This is a genomic window from Streptomyces sp. NPDC088354 (genome assembly GCF_044753585.1).
GTDB lineage: Bacteria > Actinomycetota > Actinomycetes > Streptomycetales > Streptomycetaceae > Actinacidiphila.
In genome coordinates this window covers 37,772-63,658 of the sequence record NZ_JBIVNJ010000004.1, presented here as the reverse complement: position 1 = coordinate 63,658, position 25,887 = coordinate 37,772, and the positions used below count along the sequence as shown (strand labels likewise).

Genomic DNA, 25,887 nt, shown 5'->3' with positions numbered 1-25,887 from the left:
GCCTGCCGTGGGACGGCGACGGTGCGCCCTTGCGGGGACGACCGGGTGGCCCGGGCCCGCGGCGACCGGCTTTCGCCCGTCAGGCGGCGGCATTTCGGTCGTGGGGGAGTTCCGGGGCGGGGCGGTGCCGATGGCCGCGGTCGCGCGTGGGTGCCGGGCCGCTGGTTGCCCGTCGTCTGCTGTGGGGCGGCGGCGAGGCGCGATGGCGGCCGTGTTCCCGGTGGCGGGGACGGTCGGGTGGCCCAGGTCCGCGGCGGCCGGCACTTCGCTCACGCGGACGCGCCCGCGTTCGCGCAGGCCGCCACGAACCGCCGTGCCAGGGAGGGCTCGGCGGCCCAGTGCACGTGGAGGTACGAGGCGTGGACGGCGCCCCGCGCGAAGCCCTCCACGCGCCGCTCGGGTCGGGTGAATCCCCAGGCCGGGACGGCGCCCGCGCCGGGTTCGACGACCGTGCGGTGGAACTCGTGCCCCCGCACCCGCGTTCCGGCCGCCGCCAGCACGTTGTCCGCCACCGCGACCGCCTCGCGGTAGCCGAGCGTCAGCCGCTCGGACATGCGGGCCGTCGCGTCCAGGACCCCGCACATCGGACGTCCGTCGAGTTCGCGCGCGAGGTACAGCAGCCCGGCGCACTCCGCCGTCAGCGGACCGGGGAAGGCCGCGACCGCCTCGCGCAGCGGCGCGTTGGCGGAGAGCTCGGGCGCGTGCATCTCGGGGAAGCCGCCTCCGACGACCAGCCCCGCGGTGTCCCGCGGCAGCCGCTCGTCGCGCAGCGGGTCGAAGGTGACGACCTCCGCCCCGGCGGCGCTGAGCAGCTCGACGTGCTCGGCATAGGAGAAGGTGAACGCCGCGCCGCCCGCCACGGCGACCACCGGCCGGCCGACCGCGGCGACGGGGGCGGCCGGGCCGATCGCCGCCCGCGGGTCCCAGGGCTCGTCCGCGAGCGGGGGAGCGCTGCGTGCCAGGGCCAGCAGCGCGTCCATGTCGCAGCCCGCCCGTACCCGCGCCGCCAGGGTCCGTACCGCCTCCACGGCGTCCGCGCGCCGTTCGGCGACCGGCACCAGCCCCAGGTGCCGGGAGGGCGTGCCGACCGCGGCGTCCCGGCGCAGCGCGCCCAGCACCGGTACGCCCGCGCCGTCCAGGGCGTCGCGCAGCAGTTCCTCGTGGCGGTCGGAACCGACCTTGTTGAGGATGACGCCGGCGACCCGCACCTCCGGGTCCCAGGAGGCGAAGCCGTGCACCAGGGCCGCCACCGACCGGGACTGCGAGGAGGCGTCGACGACCAGCACCACCGGTGCCCGCAGCAGTTTCGCCACGTGCGCGGTGGACGCCAGCTCACCCATTCCCGAGGCCCCGTCGAAGAGCCCCATGACGCCCTCCACGACCGCGAGATCGGCCCCGCGCGCCCCGTGCAGGAACAGCGGCGCGATCCGCTCGGGACCGCACATGTACGCGTCGAGATTGCGGCCCGGGCGGCCCGTGGCCAGCGCGTGGTAGCCGGGGTCGATGTAGTCCGGGCCCACCTTGTGCGGGGAGACCGCGAGCCCGGACTCCGCGAAGGCGGCCATCAGGCCCGTGGCCACCGTGGTCTTGCCGCTGCCCGAGGACGGGGCCGCGACGACGAGCCTGGCTACCACTCGATGCCCCTCTGGCCCTTCTGGCCGGCGTCCATCGGGTGCTTCACCTTGCCCATCTCGGTGACCAGGTCCGCGAAGTCCAGCAGCGGCTGCGGGGCGTTGCGCCCGGTGATGACGACGTGCTGGGTGCCGGGCCGCTCGCGCAGCACCGAGACCACCTCGTCGGTGTCGATCCACCCCCAGTGCAGCGGGTAGGCGAACTCGTCCAGCACATAGAGCCGGTAGGTCTCGGCGGCCAGGTCCCGCTTCACCTGCTCCCAGCCCTCGCGGGCGGCGTCCTCGCTCTCCGTGACGTCGCGGCTGTCGCGCTGCAACCAGGACCAGCCCTCGCCCATCTTGTGCCAGGCGACGGTGCCGCCCTCGCCGGAGGCGCCGAGCACGCGCAGCGCGCGCTCCTCACCGACCTTCCACTTCGCCGACTTGACGAACTGGAACACCCCGACCGGCCAGCCCTGGTTCCACGCCCGCAGCGCGAGCCCGAAGGCAGCGGTCGACTTCCCCTTGCCGGTGCCGGTGTGCACCATGACCAGCGGCCGGTTGCGGCGCTGGCGCGTGGTCAGCCCGTCCTCCGGCACGACACTCGGCTGTCCCTGTGGCATTACGCGGCCCTCCGTACGTCCCGCACCAGTGCCGCGACGCTGTCCGCGCGCAGCTCGTCCAACGTCACCGCGGTACCCCGCAGTTCGCGGGCCAGCACGCCGGCGAGACCCAGCCGGACCGGCCCGGTCTCGCAGTCGACGACCACCGACGCGACACCGCCGGCCGCCAGCAGCCGGGCGGCCCGCGACGCCAGGGGCAGTGGCTCGGGGCCGCCGGTCGCCCGGCCGTCGGTGACGACCACCAGCAGCGGGCGGCGCGCGGCGTCCCGCAACCGCTCCACGCGCAGCACCTCGTGTGCCTTGAGCAGCCCGGCGGCCAGCGGGGTGCGGCCGCCGGTCGGCAGCTTCTCCAGGCGCGCCGCGCCCGCGTCCACCGACGAGGTCGGCGGCAGGGCCAGTTCGGCGCCCGTGCCGCGGAAGGTGATCAGTCCGACCTTGTCGCGCCGCTGGTACGCGTCGAGCAGCAGCGAGAGCACCGCGCCCTTGACCGCGCCCATGCGCCGCCGGGCCGCCATCGAGCCGGACGCGTCCACCACGAACAGCACGAGGTTGCCCTCACGGCCCTCGCGCACCGCTTCGCGCAGGTCGTCCCGGCGGATCACCAGCCCGGGTCCGCCGCGGCCGCGGTCCCGCTGGTGCGGGGCGGCCGCCTGCACCGTCGCCGCCAGGTGCAGCTTGCCCAGCGTGCCGCGCGGGCGGCGGGCGCCCGTGGTCCTGCCGTGCGCGGTACGGGCCCGGGACCGGCGGCCGGCGGCGCCCTCGCCGAGGCCCGGCACGGTCAGGGCGCGCGCCGTGAACGGCTCCGCCGAGGGCACCGCCGCCTGCTCGCGGGGCGCACCGGCGCCGGGCGCGGCGCCGGGGGTGCCGTCCGGGTCGCTGTCCGCGGCGGTTTCCGGGGGTGCGTCCGGCGGCGTCCCGTCGTCGGCCCGCGGCGGCCGGCCGCCACCGCCGGGGCCGTCGCCGCCGCCGTCCGGACCCCCGTCCGGCTCGGGGCCGGGGTCGGGGTCCTCGTCCCCGCCGCGGTGCTGCTCCAGCGTTTCGTCGAGCTTGTCCTCGTCCATGCCGGGCGCGTCGAAGGGGTTGCGGCGCCTGCGGTGCGGCAGCGCGAGCAGGGCGGCCTGCCGCACGTCCGCGTCGGTCACCTCCGGGCGGCCCGCCCAGGCGGCCAGCGCGGTCGCCGTGCGCGCCATGACGATGTCCGCGCGCATGCCGTCCACCTCGAAGGCCGCGCACGTCGCGGCTATCTGGCGCAGCGAGCCGTCCCCGAGGCGGACCGAGGGGAGCAGTTCCCGCGCCGCGGCGATCCGGGCCCGCAGCGATCCCTCCTCGGCCTCCCACTCGGCGGCGAACGCCGCCGGGTCCTCGTCGTACGCCAGCCTGCGGCGCACGACCTCCACCCGCTCGTCGGTCTCCCGGGACGCCCGGACCTCCACGGTCAGCCCGAAGCGGTCCAGCAACTGCGGGCGCAGTTCGCCCTCCTCGGGGTTCATCGTGCCCACGAGGAGGAACCGCGCGGCATGGCGCACGGAGACGCCCTCCCGCTCGACGTAGGACGCGCCCATCGCGGCGGCGTCCAGCAGCAGGTCGACGAGGTGGTCGTGGAGCAGGTTCACCTCGTCCACGTACAGCACGCCGCGGTGCGCGTCGGCCAGCAGACCCGGCTCGAAGGCCTTCACGCCCTCCGCCAGGGCCCGTTCGATGTCCAGCGCCCCGACCAGGCGGTCCTCGGACGCGCCCACCGGCAGTTCCACCATCCGCGCCGGCCGCGACGCCGGCTCCGCCGCGGAGGGGTGCGGCCCGTCCGGGCACGCCGGGTCCGGCGCCGCCGGATCACAGCTGAAGCGGCAGCCCGCGACCACGTCCACCCGCGGCATCAGCGCCGCCAGCGCCCGCACCGCCGTGGACTTCGCGGTGCCCTTCTCGCCGCGTACCAGCACGCCGCCCACGGCCGGGCTCACCGCGTTCAGCAGCAGCGCCAGCCGCAGGTCCTCCATCCCGACGATCGCGGTGAAGGGGTAAGGGGTGCTCACGCGGCTGCCTCCTCGAGGGTACGGACGTCACGGCACGGCCGAGGCGGGCGGTTCACGGCGCGCCCGGCGGGACGAAGGGAAGACCGGGCGGGGGCCCGGACTCGATGAGACGGAGCAGGGCGCCGGTGTCGGCGTGCTCCTCGACGAGGTCGCCGAGACGGTCGAGCTGCTCCTCGCGCAGCGCCGCGAAGGCCGTGTCCGGCGCCGGGACGAAACGGCGTCCGGAGGCCTCGGCGACACGGCGCAGGAAGGCGCGGCGGAAGCCGTCGCTCTCCAGGGAGCCGTGCCAGTGGGTGCCCCAGACGGAACCGGTGCGGCAGCCGTCGAGGAACGGTTCGTCGCCACCGCGGACGTCGGCGACGCCGTGGTGGATCTCGTACCCTTCGACGGTCTCGCCGTAGGCCTTGCCGGACGGCCGGGCCAGGGTCTTGCCGGGCGCGAAGCGCACCCGGACCGGCAGGAGGCCGAGGCCCGGCACGAGACCGGCCCGCGACTCGACGGGATCGTCGATGGACTCGGCCAGCATCTGGAAACCACCGCAGATCCCGAGGACCGGTCGGCCCTCCGCCGCGCGCCGCACGATCGCGTCGGCGAGCCCGCGCCGGCGCAGCCATTCCAGCGCCTTGACGGTGCCCCGGGTGCCGGGCAGGACGACGAGGTCGGCGTCCGCGAGCTCCTCGGGCCGGTCGGCGAAGCGCACGATCACACCCGGTTCGGCCGCCAGGGCGTCGACGTCGGTGAAGTTGGACATCAGGGGGACCGCCGCCACGGCGACCCGGAGCACGTCCTCGCCGTGCGGCGGCGCGGTGTTCGACTCCCGCACGGTGCCGCGCAGGGACACCCGCAGCCCGTCCTCCTCGTCGATGCCCAGCCCGTGCCGGTACGGCAGGACACCGTAGAAGCGGCGCCCGGTCAGCCCGCGCAGCATCTCCAGCCCGGGTTCCAGCAGCGAGACGTCGCCGCGGAACTTGTTGACGAGATAGCCGCAGACCAGCTCCTGGTCCTCGCGGCTCAGCAGCGCGGTCGTGCCGAAGAAGGACGCGAAGACCCCGCCCCGGTCGATGTCGCCGACGACGACCACGGGCAGCCGCGCGGCCCTGGCCAGGCCCATGTTGACGATGTCGCCGTGCCGCAGGTTGATCTCGGCCGGGCTGCCCGCGCCCTCGCAGATGACCGCGTCGTGCCGGGAGCGCAGCTCCTCCAGGCAGGCGGTGACGGTCTCCAGCAGTTCCGAGCGGCGCCCGTTGTGGTAGCCGCGCGCGCTCATCTCGCCCACCGGGCGGCCCATCAGGACGACCTGGCTCGTGCGGTCGCCGCCCGGTTTGAGCAGCACGGGGTTCATCAGCGCGGACGGCTCCACGCGCGCGGCCTGCGCCTGCATGGCCTGCGCGCGGCCGATCTCGGCGCCCTCGCGCGTGACGTACGAGTTCAGCGACATGTTCTGCGCCTTGAACGGGGCCACCGACACCCCCTGCCGGGCCAGCCAGCGGCAGATGCCGGCGGTGACCACGCTCTTCCCGGCGTCCGACGTGGTGCCCGCGACCAACAGCGCGCCGCCGCTCATGCGTTCCCCCTCCGGGTGAGCCGGCGCCAGGCAGGCCGGCCGCCGGCCGTGACCGCCAGGGCCAGCAGGCTCACGCGCCGCGACAACCGCACCGCGCGCTCGATGTCCGCCACCTCCACCGCCCGGTTTCCGGCGCCGAGCACCGGCCGGTGCTCGATCCGGCCCCCGTACGCCAGCGTCCCCCCGAGCCGTACGCCCAGCGCCCCGGCGAACGAGGCCTCCACGGGACCGGCGTTCGGGCTGGGGTGCCGGCCGCCGTCCGCGCGCCAGGCGCGCCAGGCGCCCCGCCGGTCGGGGCCCGCCAGCACGGTGAGCGCGGCGGTCAGCCGGGCGCCGGGGAAGCCGGCGACGTCGTCCAGCCGGGCCGACGCCCAGCCGAACCGGCGGAAGCGCGGGGACTTGTGACCGACCATCGCGTCCAGGGTGTTGACCGCGCGGAAGCCCACGAGTCCCGGCACACCGCCCAGAGCGCCCCACACCAGGGCGCCCACGACGGCGTCGGAGGTGTTCTCGGCGACCGACTCGACGACCGCCCGGGCCAACTGCCGCTCGTCCAGGGCCTGCGGATCCCGCCCGCACAGGTGGGGCAGCCGGGCCCGGGCCGCCGCGGTGTCCCCGGCGGCAAGGGCGGCGCCGATCGTCCGCGCCTCGCGCGCCAGCGACGTACCGCCCAGCACCGCCCATGTCGCGGCCGCGGTCAGGGCCAGGGACGCGGCGGGGGAACGGCGTACGGCGCGCGCGGTCCCAGCGGCGACCGCCGCGGCGCCCCCGGCGCACAACGCGGTGTACAGGGCGCCCCGTCCGCGGTGGTCGTGCCACAGCACGCGCTCCAGTGCGCCTGCCGCGCGCCCGAAGGCGGCGACGGGATGTCCGCGTCGTGGGTCGGCGAGCGCGAGGTCGGCCAGCCAGCCGAGGACCGCCCCGGCGGCGAAGACCGACGGCGCGGCAGAGCCGGCGTCGGGTGTACGGCGGCTGCCGCCCATCGCTGGTGTCCTCACTCAGGGTCCGCGCCCTGGCTCGACGTGACCGGCGGTGAGAGTCTCCTGGCTCCCGGATCGGCGGCACCCCCGGCCTTCCAGCCCGTGGTACGGGCCGTGGCCGCTGGTGGAGGCGCGCTCCCCGGTGACAGTGGCGGGACCGCGCCGGATTCGCACCGGACTTCCTCTCCTGCCGCCGTGTGGCGGTTCCGATACCACCACGCGCCGATCCGGCCCGTCAACTCACCCCGTAGCGGCCCGGAAACGCGGAAACCCCAGCTCACAACCGGAAGGGCCGGGAGCCGGGGCCGAGTTCGCGCCGCGGGGCGGGAGGTCAGGCGACGATGAGGAAGATCCCGTACGCCACGGCCGCCGCGCACAGCGCGAAGCACGCGTACGCGCCCGTGCGCACCACGGCGCCCTGGCCGGCGCCGGTCGTGGCCGGCCGGGACAGGCCGACGACGCCGAGGGTGAAGAGGCCCACGAGGCCCACGGTGGCGGCGAGGCTGACGCCGAAGACGGAGCCGAGGGCAGCCCAGTCGATGTGCATGCTGCTGTGTCCTTCCGGGACCGGTGGGGCGGTGCCCGCCGTCAGGCGGTGGCCTTGGCGGGGTCGGTGTCGGCGGGCGGGGCGACGGGGCCGAGGGGGCCCGCGGGCGGCGGCGTCACGGCCGCGATGGCCGCGGTGACGATGCCCGGTTCCCCGGCGTCCGCGCGGTCGTCGTTGACGTTGGTGTGGTCGACCGGCTTGCGGCGCGCGGCCACCCAGATCGCGCCGCACACGGCGAGCGCCAGCACGGCGACCGCGGTGACGCCGAGGTCGCCCTGGTCGGCCAGGAGCGCGGCGCCCGCCGCGACCAGGCCGGCGGCCGGCAGCGTCAGCGCCCAGGCGGCGGCCATGCGGCCCGCGGTGCTCCAGCGGACGACGCCGCCCTTGCGGCCCACACCGGCGCCCATGACGGAACCGGAGCAGACCTGCGTGGTGGACAGCGAGAAGCCGAGGTGCGAGGAGGCCAGGATGACGGCCGCGGCGCCGGTCTGGGCGGCGAAGCCCTGCGGCGGCTGGATGTCGGTGATGCCCTTGCCCATGGTGCGGATGATCCGCCAGCCGCCGATGAACGTGCCCAGCGCGATGGCCAGGCCCGCCGAGACGATGACCCACAGCGGCGGGTCGGAGTCGGGGGCGACGACGTTGCCGGCGATGAGGGCGAGCGTGATGACACCCATCGTCTTCTGCGCGTCGTTCGTGCCGTGCGCGAGGGAGACCAGGCCCGCCGAGGCGATCTGGCCGGCCCGGTAGCCCCTGGCGGTGGCGGCCGGGTCGCTGCCGCGGCTGATGCGGTAGGTCAGGCGGGTCGCCAGCAGCGAGGCCACCCCGGCGACGACCGGGGCGCAGACGGCCGGGACGAGCACCTTCATGACGACCGCGTCGCCGTTGACCGCGCCGAACCCGGCGGACGCGACGGAGGCGCCGATCAGCCCGCCGAACAGGGCGTGCGAGGAACTCGAGGGGAGCCCGGCCAGCCAGGTCAGCAGGTTCCAGACGATGGCGCCGACCAGCCCGGCGAAGATGACTTCGGGTCTGATCCCCGCGGTCTCGTCGAGGATTCCCCCGGAGATCGTCTTGGCGACCTCCACCGAGAGGAACGCTCCGACGAGGTTCAGTACGGCGGACATCGCCACCGCTGTCCGGGGACCCAGGGCGCCGGTGGAGATGGTGGTGGCCATCGCGTTGGCGGTGTCGTGGAAACCGTTCGTGAAGTCGAACACGAGCGCGGTGATAATCACGATTCCGATCAGGAGCGTGATGTGTTCCATGTATCCAGGCATTCGTTCGATCGGACAGCGGCGGTGGCGACCGTACGGAGTCTGAGTGAACGGAAAGTGAACGGTGGGGATCTGTGGAGTGCTGTGGCTCCGGGGGTCCTGTGCGCTGCCCCGGAACGCGGCCTTCCGGGGCCGTGGCCGGGTCCGCCGGAGCCGTCCCGGGGAGACGCTTCTCACCCCGCCGGGACCCCGTTCGGGGCCCCGGCGGCGGAGGGTCGTCGGCCGTTCTCGTGACCGGGCCACCCGGACGGTCCGGCAACTCCCCCGGGGCGGGGGCCGGGGCCGGTGGAGCGCCGCGGGCTGCGGGCACCTCCCGGCGGAGCCGGGGAGGGGACGTGGTGACGGGGCCTAATGGCGCCCGGAGATCCGGTCGGCCGCTCGGGCCAGGGGGTCCGTCTTGGCGCTGCGGCCGGACTGTTCGCGGCGGTCGGCGGCGCGGTAGGCCGCGTAGAGGCCGTGCACGCCGATCCAGCGGAAGGGTTCGGGCTCCCAGCGGCGGACCCGGTGGTGCACCCAGGGAAGGGCCGTCAGCTCCGTGCCGTGCCCCTGACCCGAGTCGAGCTGCACCAGGTCCCGCAGGGTGCGCGCGGCCAGGTTGGCCGTGGCCACGCCGCTGCCGACGTAGCCGCCCGCCCAGCCGAGCCCCGTGGAGCGGTCCAGTTCCACCGTCGCGCACCAGTCGCGCGGCACGCCCAGCACGCCCGACCACGCGTGCTCGATGGCGACCCGCCCCGCGGCCGGGAAGAAGCGCACCAGGATCGCCCGCAGCGCCTCGACCGTCTCCGGCCGGGTGCGCCCGTCGTTGTCGGTGCGCGAGCCGAAGCGGTACGGCACCCCGCGGCCGCCGAGGGCGATCCGGTCGTCGGCCGTGCGCTGCGCGTACATGTAGGCGTGCGCCATGTCGCCCAGGGTCTCGCGGCCCTCCCAGCCGATGGTGTCCCACACCTCGGCGGGCAGCGGCTCGGTCACCACCATCGAGGAGTTCATCGGCAGCCAGGACCGCTTGTGGCCCTTGATCGCCGCCGTGAAGCCCTCCGTGCAGCGCAGCACGTAGGGGGCGCGCACGCTTCCGTACGGCGTCAGCGCGTGCTTGGGCCTGATCTCCGTCACCGGCGTCGACTCGTGGATCACCACGCCGAGTGCCTCCACCGCCCGCGCCAGACCCTGGACCAGCTTCGCCGGGTGGACGCGGGCGCCGTGCGGCGTCCACGTGCCGCCCGCCGTGCCCGCGACGCGCACCCGCCGGGCGGACTCGGCGGCGCCCAGCAGCAGCCGGTCCTTCTCGCCGAAGGCGACCTCCGCCTCGTGGAAGGCGCGCAGGCGGGCGAGTTGGGCGGGGGAGTGGGCGACCTCCAGGACGCCGCCCTTGTGGACGTCCGCGTCGATGCCCTCCTCCGCCGCGACCCGGATCACCTCGTCGACCGTCTCGTTCATCGCCCGCTGCAGTGCGATCGCGGAGTCCCGGCCGTGCAGGGCGGCGTAGCGGTCGCGGCCGGCGATGCCGTTGTAGAGCCAGCCGCCGTTGCGGCCGGAGGCGCCGTAGCCGCAGAAACGCTGCTCCAGGACGACGATCCGCAGGAACGGCACGGCCTTCTTCAGGTAGTACGCGGTCCACAGGCCGGTGTAGCCGCCGCCGACGATGCACACGTCGGCCGTCGTGTCGCCGGGCAGCGGCTCGCGCGGCACGGGGAGGCCGGACTTCGCGTACCAGAAGGAGATGCCGCCGTTGACGGTGGTCATGGTGCCCCTGCAATTCGTCAGGCTGATCGGTCTGCGGTGTGCCGGGACGCTACTGTGCCCCGGGAGTGTGCGGCAACGCCCAACCTGTCAGGATCAGCGCCCGGAGGTGGCACGGATGTCGGTGCGGGACACGGTGGGCAAGGCCTGGTCGGAGCTCGTGGACACGGCCCAGCGCTCTGTCGCCGACGGACTGGTGGTCGGTACGTCCGGCAATGTCTCGGTCCGGGCGGGCGGCGACCTCGTCCTCGTCACCCCCAGTGGTGTGCCCTACCACCGGCTCGGCCCCGACGACACGGTCGGCGTGGACCTCACGGGCCGGCAGGTGCTCGGCACGCTCCGGCCGACCAGTGAACTCTCCATGCACCTGGCGATCTACCGGAACACCGACGCCGGCGCCGTCGTCCACACCCACGCCGTGCACGCCACCGCCGTCTCCACGCTGCTGTACGAACTGCCCGCCATCCACTACATGGCCGCCGCGCTCGGCGGGCGCATCCGCGTCGCCGACTACGCCACCTACGGCAGCGAGGAACTGGCCGCCAACGTGCTGCGCGCGCTGCGCGACCGCACCGGCTGCCTGCTGCGCAACCACGGCACCATCGTCTACGGCGACGACCTGGAGCAGGCCTACGACCGCACCGCCCAACTGGAGTGGATGTGCCAGGTCTGGCTCGCCGCCCGCTCCGTCGCGGGTTTCTCGCCGTCCCTGCTGTCGAAGATCGAACTCGCCAGGGTCGCCGAGAAACTGCGGCAGTACGGGCAGCCCGGTACCGAGGACGACCTGCCCGGCGCCTTGGACGGCGCCGAGGACGGCCCGCGGTAGCCCCCGGACGGCGCCCAGCACTGGCCGCCCCGCACGCCCGCACCGACACTGGAACGGATGCGCCTCACGACCGCCGCGGCCCTGGCCGCCACGACAGCGTTCGGTGCCGGTGCGGCCGCGGTGGCGGCCGGGCGGCACGTGTCGGAGCTTGCCCTCAAGCCGCGCACCGACGGCCCCGACCCCGAGTCGTTGACGGTGCACTCGGCGACCGGCGATGAGGTCACCCTCACCAGGACCCTCGGCGCCGGCCGGCGCGGGATTCACGGCATCACCGGCTCCGGCGTGCACGCCACCGTCGGCGACGTGCTGTCCACCGCTCCCGACTCGGTGACCCGGCGGCTGCTGCGCGTCGGCCGGGGCGCCCTGGCCGCCGGGCAGCGGGTCCGGCTCACCCCGCAGGTCTACGACGGCGACCCCGCCTCGGCGCTCGGCCTGGCGTACCGGGACGTCGAGATCCCCGGCGAACTCGGGCGGATGCCCGGGTGGTTCGTCGACGGCGCCCGCGACACCTGGGTGGTCCTCGCGCACGGTCTCGGCACCACCCGCGAGCACGCCATGGTGGTGCTGCCCACCCTGCACGCGCTGCGGCTGCCCGCGCTGGTCCTCGCCTACCGCAACGACCAGGGGGCCCCGCGGTCCCCGGACGGCATCGGGCACCTGGGCGACTCCGAATGGCGGGACCTGGACGCGGCCATGCGCTACGCGGTCCGGCACGGCGCGCGCCGCCTGGTGCTGTACGGCTGGTCCGCCGGCGCCACCATGGCGCTCCGGGCGGCGTGCGACTCCCCGCTGCGGGCCCTGGTCGCCGGCATGGTGCTGGACTCCCCGGTGCTGAACTGGCAGTGCACGGTCCGCGCCGCCGCGGCCGCCCGGGGCACGCCGCGCGCCCTGCTGCCGCTCGGCGTGCGCGCCGCGGAGGGCCGTACCGGCCTGCACGCGGAACGCATCGCCGAGGCCGCCGCGCCCGGCCGGTTCACCGTGCCGACGCTGATCTTCCACGGACCCGGCGACACCCTCGCGCCCTGGGGCCCGTCCCGCGAACTCGCCCGCCTCCGGCCGGATCTGGTCATGCTGCACCCGGTGGACGACGCCTCGCACGCGGCGATGTGGAACGCAAACCCGCAACCCTACGAGGAGGCCGTCCGGCGCTTCCTGACCCCCCTCCTGTAGCCTCCCCGTTTTCTCTCGTGCGAGAGTGAATAAATGGGTATATCCACTGGCAAACCGTACGACCCCGGGTCGCGGAGGGGGACGCTCGTTTGGGTTTCCGGGTGCTCACCCGCAAGACTGCTCCCGTGACGTCCCGTATCCCGCGAGACACTCCGCTGCGTCTCGTTCCGCGCAGGCCCCTGGCCGCCGCGCGCCGTGTCGCCGCGACGCGCCGAAACCGCCCGCCGAGGCCGCCGGAGGGCATCCCGGCACTGCCGGAGCTGGCCAGGAGAGCCCGTACCGAACTCGCGGACGCGGTCCGCCTGGCCCACTGGGCCGATCCCGCGGTCGGTGCCGCCCCCGGCACGGCCGGGATACTGAGGGACGCCGACGTCCGGCGAGCCGTCGCCGCGCTGACCCTGACGGACCACCAGGTCCGCTCCGCGTGGGACCGGGCCCGGCTGGCCGGTCTCATCGAACTCCACAAGGGCGGTGCCGCGCGCCCCGGTTGGCGGCTGCGCGCCTGGGACCGCGACGACACCGCCGTATTGCGCGGCTGGGTCGCGCTCTTCGACGCCTGGTCGCTGGCGCACCCCGCGGCGCTCGATCCGGCGTGCGACGGCGCAGACCCCGCTCTTGTCGCCGAAGTCGTCGAGGCCGCTCCCCAGTTGCTCTCCCTCCTGCACCTGTCCTCCGGGCCGGTCGCCGTGGAGGCCCTGCTCGATCTGCTCCGCCAGCGGGTCGACGAGCTGCGTGCGGAGCGGCACGAGCCCCCGGCCGGCGGCGGCCGGGACGACCTGCCCCCTCTCCTGGACTGGACGCTGGACGCGCTGGCCCGTGTCGGCGCCCTGCAGCCGCGTGACCCGGCCCGCCCCGGCGAGGTCACCATCACGCCGCTGGGCAGCTGGGCGGTGTGGGTCAAGCTGGAGCAGATCTGCGTCGCCGCCCAGGGCCCGGCCGGGCACTTCGAGCACTCCGCCGAGGAGATGCTCAAGGCGTGCATCGGCATGGCCCCGGGCGCGGCCCGCGACGAGTACAAGGCGTGGCTCGCCGCCCGCCCGGTCGCCCAGGCCGTCGCCGAGTTCCTGGACGTGGCCCGCGGTGACGACGCCCTGCTGCGCGGGCTCGCCTTCGAGGCGCTGCGCGTCGTCGGCAGCGCCGCCGAGCCCGCCGTGCGGCACGTGGTCGACGAGCCGGGGCTGCGCCCCTACGCCCTGATGTGGCTCGCCGAGCACGAGGGCGCCGACCCCGAGGACGTCGCCGCCCTGCTCACCCGCGAGGAGGCCACCTGGCTGTGGGTGGACACCGCGGCGGCCGTCGCCGACCACGGTGAGAGCCATCTGCTGGTGGGTCACCTCGACGCCGCCCTGCAGGGCTCGGTGTCCCGTCTGCTCGACGAGCTCCGCGTCGCCGGGCACCCGCGCACCGTGCAGGTGCTCGTCGCCCTCGCCGCCGCCCACCCGGATCCCGCGCTCGCCAAGGCGATGCGCCGGGCCGCCTTCCAGGTGCACACCGGCGGGGAGTGACGCCTGCCGCGCCGCGCCGGCCCGGTCACTCCAGGGCCGGTATCCGCGGCACGTACGTGCCGAAGGACCAGAGGTTGCCCTCGGGGTCGCGGGCGGTGTAGTCCCGCGACCCGTAGTCCTGGTCGGTGAGCGGCAGTACGACCTCCGCGCCCGCCGCGACCGCCCGCGCGTGATGGGCGTCGGTGTCGTCGACCACCACGTAGACCGAGACCGCGCCGAGGTCCCCGGCGATCCGGCTGAACGGGCTGCCGGACCGCTCGCTGCCCAGCATCACCAGGCCGTTGCCGTAGGCGAGTTCGGCGTGCTGCACGGTGCCGTCCGCGCCCTCGTGCACGGCGACCTCCGTGAAGCCGAAAGCGTCCGTGAGGAAGGCGATGGCGGCCCTCGCGTCCTTGTACCGCAGCGTCGGACAGACCGTGGGCGCGGCTCCGTTGCCTGCCATGGTGATCACTCTCCCCTTCGGAAACGTCTCCCGTCGATGTGACGCGGATCTCACTGGATCTCAGTCTGGCAGGGGGGTACGACAACGGCCCTCGCGCACGCGTCGCCCCAGGCCGGGCAGGGCGGAACGGTCGGGAGAGGCGGTCCGGAGCAGGGGCTCAGGGTCTCAGGGGCTCAGCGACCTCAGCGGCTCAGCGACCTCGGAGGCTCAGCTGAAGGTGTCGCAGTCGTCCATGTTCCCCGTGCGCAGACCCGTGCCGAACCACTGCTGCCGCTGGGCCGACGAGCCGTGCGTCCACGAGTCCGGGTCGACCCGCCCCTGCACCCGTGACTGGATCGCGTCGTCCCCGACCGCCGCCGCCGCGTCCAGGCCCTGCCGGATGTCGGCGTCGGTCAGCCCCGTGATCAACGTGCCGCCCGTCTCGTCGCGCGTGGTGGTGGCGTGGTGCGCCCACACGCCCGCGTAGCAGTCCGCCTGCAGCTCCACCCGCACCGAGTTGCTGCTCGCGCCCGTGCGCCGGTCCTGCGCCGATCCGAGGGTGCCCGCCAGGTCCTGCACGTGGTGGCCGTACTCGTGGGCGACGACGTAGCTCTCCGCGAAGGGGCCTCCCTCGGCCCCGAACCGGCGGCTGAGCGTGGTGAAGAAGTCCAGGTCCAGGTAGACCTTGCGGTCCGCGGGGCAGTAGAAGGGCCCCGACGAGGGGTCGGCGACACCGCAGCCCGTGCGGACCGGCTGGTCGAAGAAGACCGTCGGCGCCGGCCGGTACACCGCGCCCCGGCGCCGGAACTCCGCCCTCCAGTAGTCCTGCACGTTGTTGACCACGGCGACCATGCGGCAGTCCTGCCGGGTGCCGGCGTCCGCCCCCGTCCGGCAGCCCGCCGCGAGATCGGGTCCCGTGGCGGTCCCCGGCGCGCGGGCCGGCGGGTCGTCGGAGAGCCCCAGCTGGTCCGGGCTGATGCCGAAGATCAGCCCCACGACGACCACGATCAGCCCCGCGATGCCGCCCCCTACCATCCGCCCGCGCCCACCGTCGGGCGAGCCGCCTCGCCGGTCCTCGACCTCGGAGGTGTCGAGCGGCGCGTCGTCGTCGAACTGCATGCCCCGATTGTCCGCCGCGCCGCCGTGCTGCGCAGGCGCGCCTTCCGGCCCCGGCGGCCGGAAACCGTTTGCCGGGCCACCGCGGCGCCCCCGGTAGACTGGACGCATGGCAGTACTCCACGCGCATTAGACGGCCGTCGCCGACCGCGACCCCTTCGCCCGCACGTCGCCCACCCACCACCCACGACGCGCTGGCGCGGCCCTCCCGATAGCCGTCCGCCACGCCCAGGAGCCCTTCCCGTGATCACTGCCACTGGCCTCGAGCTGCGCGCCGGAGCCCGCGTCCTCATCGAGTCCGCCTCCTTCCGTATCGCCCGCGGCGACCGTGTCGGCCTGGTCGGCCGCAACGGCGCCGGCAAGACCACCCTCACCAAGGTGCTCGCCGGCGAGGGCATGCCCGCCGCCGGCAGCGTCACCCGCGCCGGTGAGGTCGGCTACCTGCCGCAGGACCCGCGCACCGGGGACCTGGACGTCCTCGCCCGCGACCGCATCCTGTCCGCCCGCGGCCTGGACACGGTCCTGCGCAAGATGCGCGAGAACGAGGAGCGGATGGCCAGCGGCAAGGGCGCCACCCGCGACAACGCGATGAAGAAGTACGCGCGCCTGGAGACCGAGTTCCTGACCAAGGGCGGCTACGCGGCCGAGGCGGAGGCCGCGACCATTGCCGCCGCCCTGAGCCTGCCGGACCGGGTGCTGGCCCAGCCGCTGCACACCCTCTCCGGCGGTCAGCGGCGCCGTGTGGAGCTGGCCCGCATCCTCTTCTCCGACGCCGACACCCTGCTGCTGGACGAGCCGACCAACCACCTGGACGCCGACTCGATCCTGTGGCTGCGGGACTTCCTGAAGACCTACCGCGGCGGCTTCGTCGTCATCTCCCACGACATCAATCTGGTCGAGACGGTCGTCAACAAGGTCTTCTACCTGGACGCCAACCGCTCCCAGATCGACGTCTACAACATGGGCTGGAAGCAGTACCTCACCCAGCGCGAGGCGGACGAGAAGCGCCGCAAGCGCGAGCGCGCCAACGCCGAGAAGAAGGCTGCGACCCTCAACGCCCAGGCCGACAAGATGCGCGCCAAGGCGACGAAGACCGTCGCGGCCCAGAACATGGCCAGGCGCGCCGACAAGCTGCTGTCCGGGCTGGAGGCGGTGCGGCAGTCCGACAAGGTCGCCAAGCTGCGCTTCCCGGACCCCGCGCCCTGCGGCAAGACGCCGCTCACGGCGACCGGCCTGTCGAAGTCGTACGGCTCGCTGGAGATCTTCACCGACGTCGACCTGGCCATCGACAGGGGCTCCCGGGTCGTCATCCTCGGCCTCAACGGCGCCGGCAAGACCACCTTGCTGCGGCTGCTGGCGGGCGCGGAGCAGCCCGACACGGGCGAGGTCGTCCCCGGCCACGGCCTGAAGCTCGGCTACTACGCGCAGGAGCACGAGACCCTCGACCCGGACCGGACCGTGCTGGAGAACATGCGCTCCGCCGCCCCCGACATGGACCTGGTCGCCGTCCGCAAGATCCTCGGCTCGTTCCTCTTCTCCGGCGACGACGCCGACAAGCCCGCGGGCGTCCTGTCCGGCGGCGAGAAGACCCGTCTCGCGCTCGCCACGCTCGTCGTCTCCAGCGCCAATGTGCTGCTGCTGGACGAGCCCACCAACAACCTCGACCCGGCCAGCCGCGAGGAGATCCTCGGCGCGCTGCGCACCTTCACCGGCGCCGTCGTCCTCGTCACGCACGACGAGGGCGCGGTGGAGGCGCTCCAGCCGGAGCGGATCATCCTGCTGCCCGACGGCGTCGAGGACCTGTGGGGCAAGGACTACGTGGACCTCGTGTCGCTCGCCTGACCCCGTCGGCGCGGCTCCGGGGGAGCCGTCCGGGGGCCCGTCGACGCGCGGCCGATCATCCGTGTGGATCAATCGCCTGGATCATTCGGCCGACGGGTGATCCTTCATTGGTGTGAGACCGGCTCGTACTCCGGCGTGCCGACGTGCGATCCGTCGAACGGCGGAGTCGATCAGCCGCGTCACATGGGGAAACTCCTTACCGACCTTGGTGACCTGCCCTTTCCCGGGCGGGTTCGGAAGGGTCGAGCCGGCTGCGCGGCGGAATGCCCGATTTAGCCTCCCGCGGCACCCGGCTTCCGCGTCAACACGGGTCCCAATGTTGTTGCACGGACCTTGCCGAATGGGTGGCCAGGAAGTCTCCTAGGGGTGATCATGAGAGTCACAGAGCGCACTTCCCTGGAGGAGGCACGGGTGGCCGAGACTCTGAAGAAGGGCAGCCGGGTGACCGGCGCCGCGCGCGAGAAGCTCGCGGCAGACCTCAAGAAGAAGTACGACGGCGGGGCAAGCATCCGAGCGCTGGCCGAGGAAACCGGCCGCTCCTATGGCTTCGTCCACCGCATGCTCAGTGAGTCCGGCGTGGCCCTGCGCGGCCGCGGCGGAGCCACACGGGGCAAGAAGGTTTCCACGGCCTGACAGCTGTCGGCGCCTGGTACAGCGGTATGCAGTGGTCCGAGGACATGACAGGGCCACCCGGTCGCGGAAATGGCCGACCGGTTGGTTACTCTTCGGTAATCAAGTCTGCGGATCGCTCGGAGGTGCCCGATGTCTGACCCCACAGTGCTGCTGGAGCGTGATGGTGTACGGCTCACGGCGGACGACAGTGTCGCCACCGTGACGTTGTGCAACCCCGCCAAGCGGAACGCCCAGTCGCCCGCGTTGTGGCGGGCGCTGGAGGAAGCGAGCCGGCTTCTGCCGGGCACTGTGCGGGTGGTCGTGCTCCGCGCGGAGGGCGTGTCCTTCTCCGCCGGACTCGACCGGCAGGCCTTCACACCGGAGGGATTCGACGGCGAGCCGTCGTTCATCGATCTCGCCCGTGCGTCCGAGGGCAAGCTCGATGCCACGATCGCCGAGTACCAGTCGGCGTTCACCTGGTGGCGGCGCAATGACATCGTCACGATCGCCGTCGTCCAGGGGCACGCGATCGGTGCCGGCTTCCAGTTGGCTCTCGCATGCGATCTGCGCGTCGTCGCCGACGACGTGCAGTTCGCGATGCGCGAGACCGGCCTGGGCCTCGTCCCGGACCTGGGCGGCACCAAGCCGCTGACCGAACTGGTCGGCTACGCGCGGGCCCTGGAGATCTGCGCCACCGGCCGCTTCGTCCATGCCGACGAAGCCGTGCGCACCGGCCTGGCCAACATCGCCGTCCCGGCCGACGCACTCGACGCCACCGTCAACGACCTCGCCGCGGCCCTGCTGGCCGCGCCTCGCGACGCCGTGATCGAGACCAAGGCGCTGCTCCGTGAGGTCTCCGGCCGTACCTACGACGAGCAGCGCGCCGCCGAACGGGCCGCGCAGGGCCGCCGGCTGCGCGACCTCGCGGGCGTCGGGGAGTAGCGACCGGGCCCGGTCATGTCCGTGCCTCCGGCTGTCCTCGGCCGCAGGCGATGTCGGTGACCACGACGGTGGTGACCTCCCCCGTCAGGGCCGTCACCGCCGTCGCGACCGCGCGGGCGACGTCCCGCGCGCGGTGCCCCGCGTCGACCGCGATCTGCACCCTGGCCGGATGGGCCTGCCCGCCCAGCCGCGCGGTGAGCCCGGCGACCCCCGGCACCGCCGCGGCCGCCGCCCGCGCCGTGGTGGACCTCGGTGCAGTGCCGTCATCGGTGGAAGCGGCCGGGGGCTCCGACACGCCGTCCTGGGCGGGCGGTTCGGGCGCGCCGGCGTCCAGCAGCCCGGTGACGGTGAGGTCGACGGCCGCCGGCTGCAGCCCGAGGCCGTGTTCCGCGGCCTCCCACAGCGCGTCACGCAGCCGCAGCGCCGAGTCCGGCAGCGGCAGTTCGGGCGTGGCCTCCAAGTCGCCCTCGATCCGCAGCGGCAGCCGGGCCAGCGCGCCCGGGGGCGCCGACTCCGGTACGGGCGCGGCGGCTTGGTCCGGCCCCGCGGCACCGATGCGCAGCCGCCCGAGCCGTACCCCCGGCACCCGCGCGGCGGCCGCCCGCAGCACCCCGGTCGCCGCGCTCTCGGTGACCCACAGCGTGTCCCCTGCGTCCCCCAGCGGCAGGACCCGGCCGAGCGCGAGTTGCCTGCGTACCGCCTGTGCCAGCCGGTCCGCGGTCATCGGCTCGCCTCCCTCCACCCCACGGCGCGCCCGTGCGCGGCCGTCCTCGCCCGGTCGCCGCATCCTCACGGCGTGACGGGGCATGCCCACATAGTGTGGTGCACGGAGCAGCCCGAACCGCTCCCGCCATCGAAAGGGCGAAGGGACGAGGTGGGATGACCGAGACCGTGCAGCAGGGCGAGGGCAGGGGCCGGACACTGGAGAAGGGCACCAGCCCGGGCACGTCGGCGACCGGCCGCAGGGCGCCGCTCGGTGACCCGGCGACCCGCGGCCGGACCACGATCGCGGACGGGGTGGTGGAGAAGATCGCCGGACTCGCGGCCCGCGACGTGGAGGGAGTGCACGCCCTCGGGGCCGGTATCCCACGCGGCTTCGGCGTGGTGCGCGACCGGGTGCCGGTCGGGAAGTCCGGCACCCGCGGCGTGCGGGCGGAGGTCGGCGAGGTGCAGGCCGCGCTCGACCTCGACATCGTCGTCGACTACGGCGTGTCCATCGTGTCCGTCGCCCACGCCGTGCGGGAGAACGTGATCGTCGCCGTCGAGCGGATGACCGGCCTGGAGGTCGTCGAGGTCAACATCGCCGTCGGGGACGTGAAACTGCCCGACGACACGGACGACGACGACCAGGAGCAGCGGGTCCAGTGACATCGGCGCCGGACAACGGCCGCAGGACAGGGAGCTGACCATGAGCATGGCCCTGATCGGACTGATCGTCGGAATGGCGCTCGGCTTCGCCGGGTACTTCGGCGGCTTCGCCGCCTTCCTGCTGGTGGCGGCGCTCGGCGCCGTCGGGTTCCTGGTCGGCCGGTACTTCGACGGCGACCTGGAGCCCGGGGAGTTCTTCCGTACCCGCGACCGGCGGCGGTGAGGCGGCCCGATGACGACCGTGGAGCCGGCCAGGACGTCCCCCGTCCCGCTCCTCGCCCCCGCCGAGCGCGGCTCGCTGCGCATCGCCGACCGCGTCCCGGCGAAGATCGCCGCGCAGGCCGCCCGTGAGACCCTCGCCGGCGCGCCCGGCCCCGAGCACGTGCCGCGCGGCGCGTTCCCGCGGGCCAGTGTCTCCGTCCACCGCGACCGGATGCACGTGCGGCTGTCCGTCGAACTCGGCTACCCGGTCGACATCGCGGAGGTGAGCCGTGCGGTGCGACGCCATGTCGCGGAACGCGTGGAGGAGTTGACGGGGATCGTTGTGCAGGGCGTGGTCGTGGAGGTGGAACGGCTGCACTCGCAGACCTCGCACGCCGCCGAGGAGAGGAGGGTGCGATGAGCGACGCCGCGCGCACGCGCGAGCCCGAGGCGGTCGTGGAGGCCTCCCCCCGGGTGCGGCGCTTCTGGTCCCCGCGCCGGGTGCCCGCCGCGGTCACCGCGTTCGTGGTGCTGGCGCTCACCGGCCTGCTGCTGTACGACGTCGCCGCGGTCCGCGCCGGACGGTCCGCCATGGCCTGGCGCACATGGCTCGCGGACGACCTCGCCGCCCGCCCCGTCGACGACCCGTGGGTCCTGGCCGCGGGCTGCGTCGCGGTCGTGCTCGGGCTGTGGCTGCTCGTGCTCGCCGCGACGCCCGGGATGCGCGACGTCCTGCCGATGCGCCCCGGAACGGCCCGCGTCCGGGCAGGACTCGACCGCCACGCGGCCGAACTCGCGCTGCGGGACCGCGCGGTGGAGGTGCCCGGGGTACGTTTCGCGCAGGTCGCCGTCGGCCGCCGGACGGCCGCGGTCCGGGCCGAGGTGGCCTTCAGGGAGACCGCCGAGGTGCGGGCCGACCTGGAGACGGCCCTCGCCGCGGCCCTGGACGAGCTGGGGCTGTACCGGCCGCTCGCGCTGTCGCTGCACGTACGCCGCATGGAAACGGGGTGAGCGCGGTGCGCTCCACGGTGAACCGCGTCCTGCTCGCCCTCGTCGGCCTGGTGCTGCTCCTCGCGGGAGCCGCCGTGCTGGGTGCCGGGTCCGGTCTGCTGGACCGGCCCTGGACGGGGCCTCACGACGTCCTGCTCGCCACGGGCGACCGCACCCGGTACACGGACACCTCCTGGTGGTGGCCGGCCGTCCTGACGGCTCTGGCGCTGATCGTGTCGGCCGCCCTGTGGTGGCTGCTGGCGCAACCGCGGGAGCGACGGCTGCGCCGGTTCGCCGTCGACGCCGACGACGGGGGCGGGGCGGTCCTGCGCGGACGCGCCCTGGAGGAGGTCATCGCCGCGGACGCCGCCGAGCTGCCGGGCGTCGACCACGTCGCCGCCGTGCTCGGCGGGACCCCCACCGCCCCGACGGCGCGGCTGCTCCTCGCCCTCTCCCCGCACGCCGTCCCCGGCACCATCCTGGACGAGCTCGACGGTGCCGTGCTCCGCCGGGCCCGCACCTCGGCCGGACTGCCGGTCCTCCCCGCCGAGGCCAGGCTGCGCGCCGTCAGCCACCGCGCCACCCGGGTCACCTGACGGCGCCGCGGCTCAGTACTCCGCGCGGACGCCGCCGTCGACCGGCACCATCAGCCCCGTGAGGTACGAGGCGGCGGGCGACAGCAGGAAGGCGGCCGTGCGGCCGAACTCCTCGGGGGCGCCGTAGCGGCGCAGGGGGATGCGCTCGATCAGGCGGGCGCGGACGGCGCCGGGGTCACTGGTGAGGGCGTCGAGTTCGCGGGCCCGGTCGGTGTCGATGGACCCGGGGACCAGTCCGACGACACGGATGCCGCGCGGGCCGAGCTGGCCGGCGAGATCCTTGGCGTGGCCCGCCAGACCCGGGCGCAGCCCGTTCGAGATCGCCAGGCCCGGGATCGGCTCGTACACCGAGCCGGAGAGCACGAAGCCGATCACCCCGCCCTCGCCCAGTTCCTCCGCGGCCGCGCGCGACAGCCGCACCGCGCCCAGGAAGACCGACTCGAAGGCCGCGCGCCACTGGTCGTCGCCGACGACGTCCGCGGTGCCCGGGGGCGGCCCGCCGACGCTGATCAGCATTCCGTCCAGCCGCCCGAAGTCGCGCCGCGCCGCCGCGACCAGGCGCTCCGGCGCCCGCGGGTCGGCGTTGTCGGCGACGACCCCGGTCGCGCTCGCGGAGCCGCCCAGTTGCGCCACGGCGCCGGCCACCGGCTTCTCGTCGCGCCCGCTGACGACCACCTTCGCGCCGTCCGCGACCAGTTCGCGCGCGGCGGCGAATCCCAGCCCGCGGGTCGCGCCGGTGACGATGTACACCCGATCCTTCAGTCCGAGGTCCATGAGCGGTGTCGTGCCCCTTCCTTGCCGGCGAGCGTGAGTGCCGTATTGACGAGCCCGATGTGGCTGAACGCCTGCGGGAAGTTGCCCAGTTGACGCTGCTCCACCGGGTCCCATTCCTCCGCGAGCAGCCCCACGTCGTTGCGCAGGACCAGCAGGCGCTCGAAGAGGGCGCGGGCCTCGTCGCGCCGGCCCGTGCGGTGCAGGGCGTCGGCGAGCCAGAACGAGCAGGCCAGGAAGGCGCCCTCACTGCCGGGCAGCCCGTCCACGCTGCTGTCCTCCAGGGTGTAGCGGCGGACGAAACCGCCGTGGTCCAGCTCAGTGCGCACCGCGTCGACGGTGCCGATCACCCGGTGGTCGGTCACCGGCAGGAAGCCCACCTGGGGGATGAGCAGCGTCGCCGCGTCCAGCTCCCTGGAGCCGTAGTACTGCGTGAAGGTGTTGCGCTCCTTGTCGAAGCCCTTGCGGCACACCTCGCGGTGCACCTCGTCGCGCATCGCGCGCCAGGCCGCGACGTTCCCCGACAACTGCGGCCGGGCCTCCACCGTGCGGACCGCACGGTCGGCGGCCACCCAGGCCATCACCTTGGAGTGCACGAAGTGCTGCCGGTCGCCGCGCACCTCCCACAGCCCCTCGTCGGGCCGGCGCCACGCCGACTCCAGGAAGTCCATCAGCGAGCGCTGCACCGCCCAGGCGTGCGGCTCGTCCCGCATGCCGCGGGTGCGGGCGAGGTAGAGCGAGTCCAGGACCTCGCCGTAGACGTCGAGTTGCAACTGCGTCGCGGCGGCGTTGCCGACCCGCACCGGCAGCGACGCCTCGTAGCCCTCCAGCCACCCCAGCTCCTGCTCGGGCAGCCGCCGCTCGCCCGCGATCCCGTACATGATCTGCAGGTCGGCGGGGTCGCCGGCGACCGCGCGCAGCAGCCAGTCGCGCCAGCGGTAGGCCTCCTTGAGGTAGCCGGTGGCGACCAGCACGTTGAGGGTCAGCGTCGCGTCGCGCAGCCAGCAGAAGCGGTAGTCCCAGTTGCGCACGCCTCGGATCTCCTCGGGCAGCGAGGTCGTGGCCGCCGCGACGATGCCACCGCTGGGCGCGTACGTCAGCGCCTTGAGGGTGATCAGCGAGCGCAGCACGGCGTCCCGCCAGGGGCCGTCGTAACAGCACTGGGCCGACCAGGTCTCCCAGTCCCGCACGCTCTGCCGCAGCGCCTCGTAGGGGTCGATCGCCCGGGGCCGCCGCTCGTGCGAGGGGTGCCAGGTGAGGGTGAGGGCGATCCGCTCGCCCTGGGCGACGGTGAAGTCCGCGCAGGTCGCGAAGTCCTTGCCGTACATGCGGACCAGCGGCTCGCTGCGCAGCCACACCGAGTCGGGACCGGCGATGGCGACCCGGTGCCCCTCACTGCGGCGCATCCACGGCACGACGTGCCCGTAGTCGAAGCGCAGCCGCAGCTCACTGGTCACGGGGACGCTGCCGGAGACGCCCTCGACGATGCGGATCACGTCGGGCGCACGGTCCCGCTGCGGCATGAAGTCGATCACCTTGACGGTGCCGGAGGGGGTCTCCCAGACGCTTTCGAGCACCAAGGTGTCGCCTTGGTAGGCGCGCCGCGTGCAGGCCTCGTCGGAGGGGGCGGACGCGGGGGCGATACGCCAGTTGCCGTTGTCATGGCCGCCGAGGAGCGCGGCGAAGCAGGCACCGGAGTCGAAGCGGGGCAGACAGAGCCAGTCGATGGAGCCGTTGCCGCCGACCAGGGCGACCGTCTGCAGGTCGCCGATGATCGCGTAGTTCTCGATGGGTCCCGCCACGGTGCCGCCTCCGCGCTCGGCCCCCCTTAGAGGGTGCCCCGCGGCCTACGGGGACGCGACCGCAGCGACCGCCTGGCCGGGCGTGTCCCCTTCCACCGAGCCGCTGCCGGGGTCCTCACCGGACCGCGGACCGGACGGGGAGTCCGGTCCCTCGCCGGGCCCGCCCGCGCTCTCCCGGGCGGCCCCCTGCGCCTCGAGCCGCTCCTTGCGCTCCCGGCGCACCAGGATGACCCAGCCGACCGGCACCATGGCCGTGAACAGCCACCACTGGATGGCGTAGCCCATGTGCATGCCGATGCTGCTGTGGTCCGGCTCGGGGATCAGCTCCGGCTGGTGCCCCGCGGGCTTCGGCGAGGTGGCGGACAGCTCCATGTAGCCGCCGACCGGCTTCTCCCCGGCCGGCAGGTCCTTGGCGACCAGCTCGCTGTTGATCAGCATGATCATGCGGTCGGGGAGTCCGCCCTTGTTCCTGATGCCGGTCTCGGAGGTGGTCTCGTCGGGGCGCAGCCGCCCGGTGACGGTGACCTCGCCGGAGGGCGCGGCGGGGATCCTCGGGAGCTTCGTGAGGTTGCCGCCGGCCGCGATCCAGCCCCGGTTGACCAGCACCGCGCGGCCGTCGGCCATGACCAGGGGGGTGATGACGTGGTAGCCGATGCTGTCGCCGTCGGCGGCGGTGCGCTGGCGGGCGACGACCTCGTGGGCGGTGTCGTAGCGGCCGGTCGCCGTGACCGTCCGGTAGACGTCCTTCTTCGGGACGGCGGTGCCCGGGCCGGTCAGCGACTCCACGGGCAGCGGGGTCGCCTTGAGGTTGTCCGAGATCAGGTGGTTGTTCGCCACCCGGCGCTCGTGCCGGTGCAACTGCCAGAAACCCAGCCGCACCATGGTGGGCATCATCAGCAGTCCGACGAGGGTGAGGATCACCCATTGGCGGGACAACAGGAAGCGGTACACCCCACGACCGTACAACTCGGTCGTAGGGCGCTTTCGGCAGGGGTCGGACGCGGCGGTGCCGTCGCCGGTCACCCCGCGGTCGGCCGCCGGTCGGCCGCCCGTCAGTTCCGGGACGCCACGGACCCGACGCGGTCGACGATGCCGGTGCGGCCCTCGGCCTTGGCGCAGTGCCCGCCGCAGTACCAGTGGCCGTCCACCTCGACGCCCTTGCCGACGATCCGGACCCGGCAGTGCTCGCAGATGGGGGCCATCCGGTGGATGGCGCACTCGAAGCAGTCGAAGACGTGCACGGCCCCCTGGGCGTGCACCTCGAAGCTCATGACGTAGTCGTTGCCGCAGACTTCACATCGGGCCATGAGGCCCAGCGTGCGGGTGGCGCGGGGGAGCGGCAATCGCAGGACGGGTG

26 protein-coding genes and 1 riboswitch are annotated in these 25,887 nt (G+C 74.4%); of the genes, 11 read left to right on the top strand and 15 right to left on the bottom strand.

Features of this window, described 5'->3' with window-relative positions:
- Positions 1 to 269 precede the first annotated feature (269 nt).
- The 8 genes from ACIP98_RS08615 to ACIP98_RS08580 all read right to left on the bottom strand — a co-directional run bounded on the left by ACIP98_RS08615 (position 270) and on the right by ACIP98_RS08580 (position 10,371).
- Positions 270 to 1,634: a cobyrinate a,c-diamide synthase gene (locus ACIP98_RS08615; RefSeq protein ID WP_401974493.1), complete on the bottom strand. Its 1,365-nt coding sequence runs from the start codon at positions 1,632 to 1,634 to the stop codon at positions 270 to 272.
- Positions 1,628 to 2,233 carry a cob(I)yrinic acid a,c-diamide adenosyltransferase gene (gene cobO / locus ACIP98_RS08610; protein ID WP_319661240.1) on the bottom strand — a complete coding sequence of 202 codons (606 nt, stop codon included), beginning with the start codon at positions 2,231 to 2,233 and terminating at the stop codon, positions 1,628 to 1,630. The genes ACIP98_RS08615 and cobO overlap by 7 nt, the downstream gene beginning before the upstream one ends.
- Positions 2,233 to 4,263 carry a putative cobaltochelatase gene (locus ACIP98_RS08605; RefSeq protein ID WP_401974489.1) on the bottom strand — a complete coding sequence of 677 codons (2,031 nt, stop codon included), beginning with the start codon at positions 4,261 to 4,263 and terminating at the stop codon, positions 2,233 to 2,235. Before ACIP98_RS08605 ends, cobO begins: the two co-directional genes overlap by 1 nt.
- A gap of 52 nt (positions 4,264 to 4,315) precedes the next feature.
- Positions 4,316 to 5,827 (bottom strand): cobyric acid synthase, encoded by a 1,512-nt coding sequence (locus ACIP98_RS08600; protein WP_319661242.1) that lies wholly within the window; start codon positions 5,825 to 5,827, stop codon positions 4,316 to 4,318.
- The gene (locus ACIP98_RS08595; RefSeq protein ID WP_401974486.1) at positions 5,824 to 6,810 is read right to left on the bottom strand and encodes a cobalamin biosynthesis protein; all 987 of its coding nucleotides are present in this window, start codon (positions 6,808 to 6,810) and stop codon (positions 5,824 to 5,826) included. The genes ACIP98_RS08600 and ACIP98_RS08595 overlap by 4 nt, the downstream gene beginning before the upstream one ends.
- A 53-nt stretch (positions 6,811 to 6,863) precedes the next feature.
- Positions 6,864 to 6,993: riboswitch (cobalamin riboswitch) on the bottom strand.
- Positions 6,994 to 7,138: 145 nt separating this feature from the next.
- Positions 7,139 to 7,354: a hypothetical protein gene (locus ACIP98_RS08590; protein ID WP_319661244.1), complete on the bottom strand. Its 216-nt coding sequence runs from the start codon at positions 7,352 to 7,354 to the stop codon at positions 7,139 to 7,141.
- A gap of 41 nt (positions 7,355 to 7,395) precedes the next feature.
- Positions 7,396 to 8,622, bottom strand: a complete 1,227-nt coding sequence (locus ACIP98_RS08585; protein WP_319661245.1) for an inorganic phosphate transporter — start codon at positions 8,620 to 8,622, stop codon at positions 7,396 to 7,398.
- 357 nt (positions 8,623 to 8,979) lie between these two features.
- Positions 8,980 to 10,371, bottom strand: coding sequence for an NAD(P)/FAD-dependent oxidoreductase (locus tag ACIP98_RS08580; protein WP_401974482.1), 1,392 nt, complete (start codon positions 10,369 to 10,371; stop codon positions 8,980 to 8,982).
- 115 nt (positions 10,372 to 10,486) lie between these two features.
- On the opposite strand from ACIP98_RS08580, the gene ACIP98_RS08575 reads away from it, so the two are divergent.
- From ACIP98_RS08575 to ACIP98_RS08565, 3 genes are all read left to right on the top strand, one after another.
- Complete coding sequence (locus ACIP98_RS08575) at positions 10,487 to 11,194, top strand: class II aldolase/adducin family protein (protein ID WP_319661247.1); 708 nt, start codon at positions 10,487 to 10,489, stop codon at positions 11,192 to 11,194.
- Between the two features lie 57 nt (positions 11,195 to 11,251).
- Positions 11,252 to 12,364 carry an alpha/beta fold hydrolase gene (locus ACIP98_RS08570; RefSeq protein WP_319661248.1) on the top strand — a complete coding sequence of 371 codons (1,113 nt, stop codon included), beginning with the start codon at positions 11,252 to 11,254 and terminating at the stop codon, positions 12,362 to 12,364.
- 125 nt (positions 12,365 to 12,489) lie between these two features.
- Positions 12,490 to 13,869, top strand: a complete 1,380-nt coding sequence (locus tag ACIP98_RS08565; RefSeq protein ID WP_319661249.1) for a hypothetical protein — start codon at positions 12,490 to 12,492, stop codon at positions 13,867 to 13,869.
- Between the two features lie 25 nt (positions 13,870 to 13,894).
- Here ACIP98_RS08565 and ACIP98_RS08560 read toward each other — a convergent pair whose 3' ends face one another.
- Positions 13,895 to 14,311 carry a VOC family protein gene (locus tag ACIP98_RS08560; protein ID WP_319661250.1) on the bottom strand — a complete coding sequence of 139 codons (417 nt, stop codon included), beginning with the start codon at positions 14,309 to 14,311 and terminating at the stop codon, positions 13,895 to 13,897.
- 207 nt (positions 14,312 to 14,518) lie between these two features.
- Entirely contained in the window at positions 14,519 to 15,409 is an 891-nt protein-coding gene (locus ACIP98_RS08555) for a neutral zinc metallopeptidase (RefSeq protein ID WP_401974477.1), read from the bottom strand.
- Positions 15,410 to 15,649: 240 nt separating this feature from the next.
- Between ACIP98_RS08555 and ACIP98_RS08550 the strand changes: the two genes are divergently transcribed.
- The 3 genes from ACIP98_RS08550 to ACIP98_RS08540 all read left to right on the top strand — a co-directional run bounded on the left by ACIP98_RS08550 (position 15,650) and on the right by ACIP98_RS08540 (position 18,802).
- Positions 15,650 to 17,248: an ABC-F family ATP-binding cassette domain-containing protein gene (locus ACIP98_RS08550; RefSeq protein WP_319661252.1), complete on the top strand. Its 1,599-nt coding sequence runs from the start codon at positions 15,650 to 15,652 to the stop codon at positions 17,246 to 17,248.
- A gap of 411 nt (positions 17,249 to 17,659) precedes the next feature.
- The gene (locus ACIP98_RS08545) at positions 17,660 to 17,881 is read left to right on the top strand and encodes a helix-turn-helix domain-containing protein (protein ID WP_319661253.1); all 222 of its coding nucleotides are present in this window, start codon (positions 17,660 to 17,662) and stop codon (positions 17,879 to 17,881) included.
- Between the two features lie 129 nt (positions 17,882 to 18,010).
- Entirely contained in the window at positions 18,011 to 18,802 is a 792-nt protein-coding gene (locus tag ACIP98_RS08540; RefSeq protein WP_319661254.1) for an enoyl-CoA hydratase/isomerase family protein, read from the top strand.
- A gap of 13 nt (positions 18,803 to 18,815) precedes the next feature.
- Here the strand turns inward: ACIP98_RS08540 and ACIP98_RS08535 are convergent, their stop codons facing one another.
- Entirely contained in the window at positions 18,816 to 19,526 is a 711-nt protein-coding gene (locus ACIP98_RS08535; RefSeq protein ID WP_319661255.1) for a hypothetical protein, read from the bottom strand.
- Between the two features lie 155 nt (positions 19,527 to 19,681).
- On the opposite strand from ACIP98_RS08535, the gene ACIP98_RS08530 reads away from it, so the two are divergent.
- Genes ACIP98_RS08530 through ACIP98_RS08510 form a run of 5 tightly spaced genes read left to right on the top strand, consistent with a single transcriptional unit; the run spans position 19,682 to position 21,957 of the window.
- A complete protein-coding gene (locus ACIP98_RS08530; protein WP_319661256.1) occupies positions 19,682 to 20,170 on the top strand; it encodes an Asp23/Gls24 family envelope stress response protein in 489 nt (162 codons plus the stop codon).
- 40 nt (positions 20,171 to 20,210) lie between these two features.
- Positions 20,211 to 20,393 (top strand): hypothetical protein, encoded by a 183-nt coding sequence (locus ACIP98_RS08525; protein ID WP_319661257.1) that lies wholly within the window; start codon positions 20,211 to 20,213, stop codon positions 20,391 to 20,393.
- A 9-nt stretch (positions 20,394 to 20,402) separates the two neighbouring features.
- A complete protein-coding gene (locus tag ACIP98_RS08520) occupies positions 20,403 to 20,792 on the top strand; it encodes an Asp23/Gls24 family envelope stress response protein (protein WP_401974472.1) in 390 nt (129 codons plus the stop codon).
- Positions 20,789 to 21,382, top strand: coding sequence for a DUF6286 domain-containing protein (locus ACIP98_RS08515; RefSeq protein WP_319661259.1), 594 nt, complete (start codon positions 20,789 to 20,791; stop codon positions 21,380 to 21,382). Before ACIP98_RS08520 ends, ACIP98_RS08515 begins: the two co-directional genes overlap by 4 nt.
- A complete protein-coding gene (locus tag ACIP98_RS08510; protein WP_401974470.1) occupies positions 21,379 to 21,957 on the top strand; it encodes an alkaline shock response membrane anchor protein AmaP in 579 nt (192 codons plus the stop codon). Before ACIP98_RS08515 ends, ACIP98_RS08510 begins: the two co-directional genes overlap by 4 nt.
- Before the next feature lie 12 nt (positions 21,958 to 21,969).
- On the opposite strand, the gene ACIP98_RS08505 is transcribed toward ACIP98_RS08510, so the two are convergent.
- The 4 genes from ACIP98_RS08505 to ACIP98_RS08490 all read right to left on the bottom strand — a co-directional run bounded on the left by ACIP98_RS08505 (position 21,970) and on the right by ACIP98_RS08490 (position 25,837).
- On the bottom strand, positions 21,970 to 22,731 hold the full coding sequence (locus ACIP98_RS08505) for an SDR family oxidoreductase (RefSeq protein ID WP_319661261.1): 762 nt from the start codon (positions 22,729 to 22,731) through the stop codon (positions 21,970 to 21,972).
- Positions 22,716 to 24,530 (bottom strand): glycoside hydrolase family 15 protein, encoded by a 1,815-nt coding sequence (locus ACIP98_RS08500; protein ID WP_401974468.1) that lies wholly within the window; start codon positions 24,528 to 24,530, stop codon positions 22,716 to 22,718. Before ACIP98_RS08500 ends, ACIP98_RS08505 begins: the two co-directional genes overlap by 16 nt.
- A 45-nt stretch (positions 24,531 to 24,575) precedes the next feature.
- The gene (locus ACIP98_RS08495; protein WP_401974465.1) at positions 24,576 to 25,481 is read right to left on the bottom strand and encodes an SURF1 family protein; all 906 of its coding nucleotides are present in this window, start codon (positions 25,479 to 25,481) and stop codon (positions 24,576 to 24,578) included.
- 101 nt (positions 25,482 to 25,582) lie between these two features.
- A complete protein-coding gene (locus ACIP98_RS08490) occupies positions 25,583 to 25,837 on the bottom strand; it encodes a hypothetical protein (protein WP_319661264.1) in 255 nt (84 codons plus the stop codon).
- Positions 25,838 to 25,887: the final 50 nt, after the last annotated feature.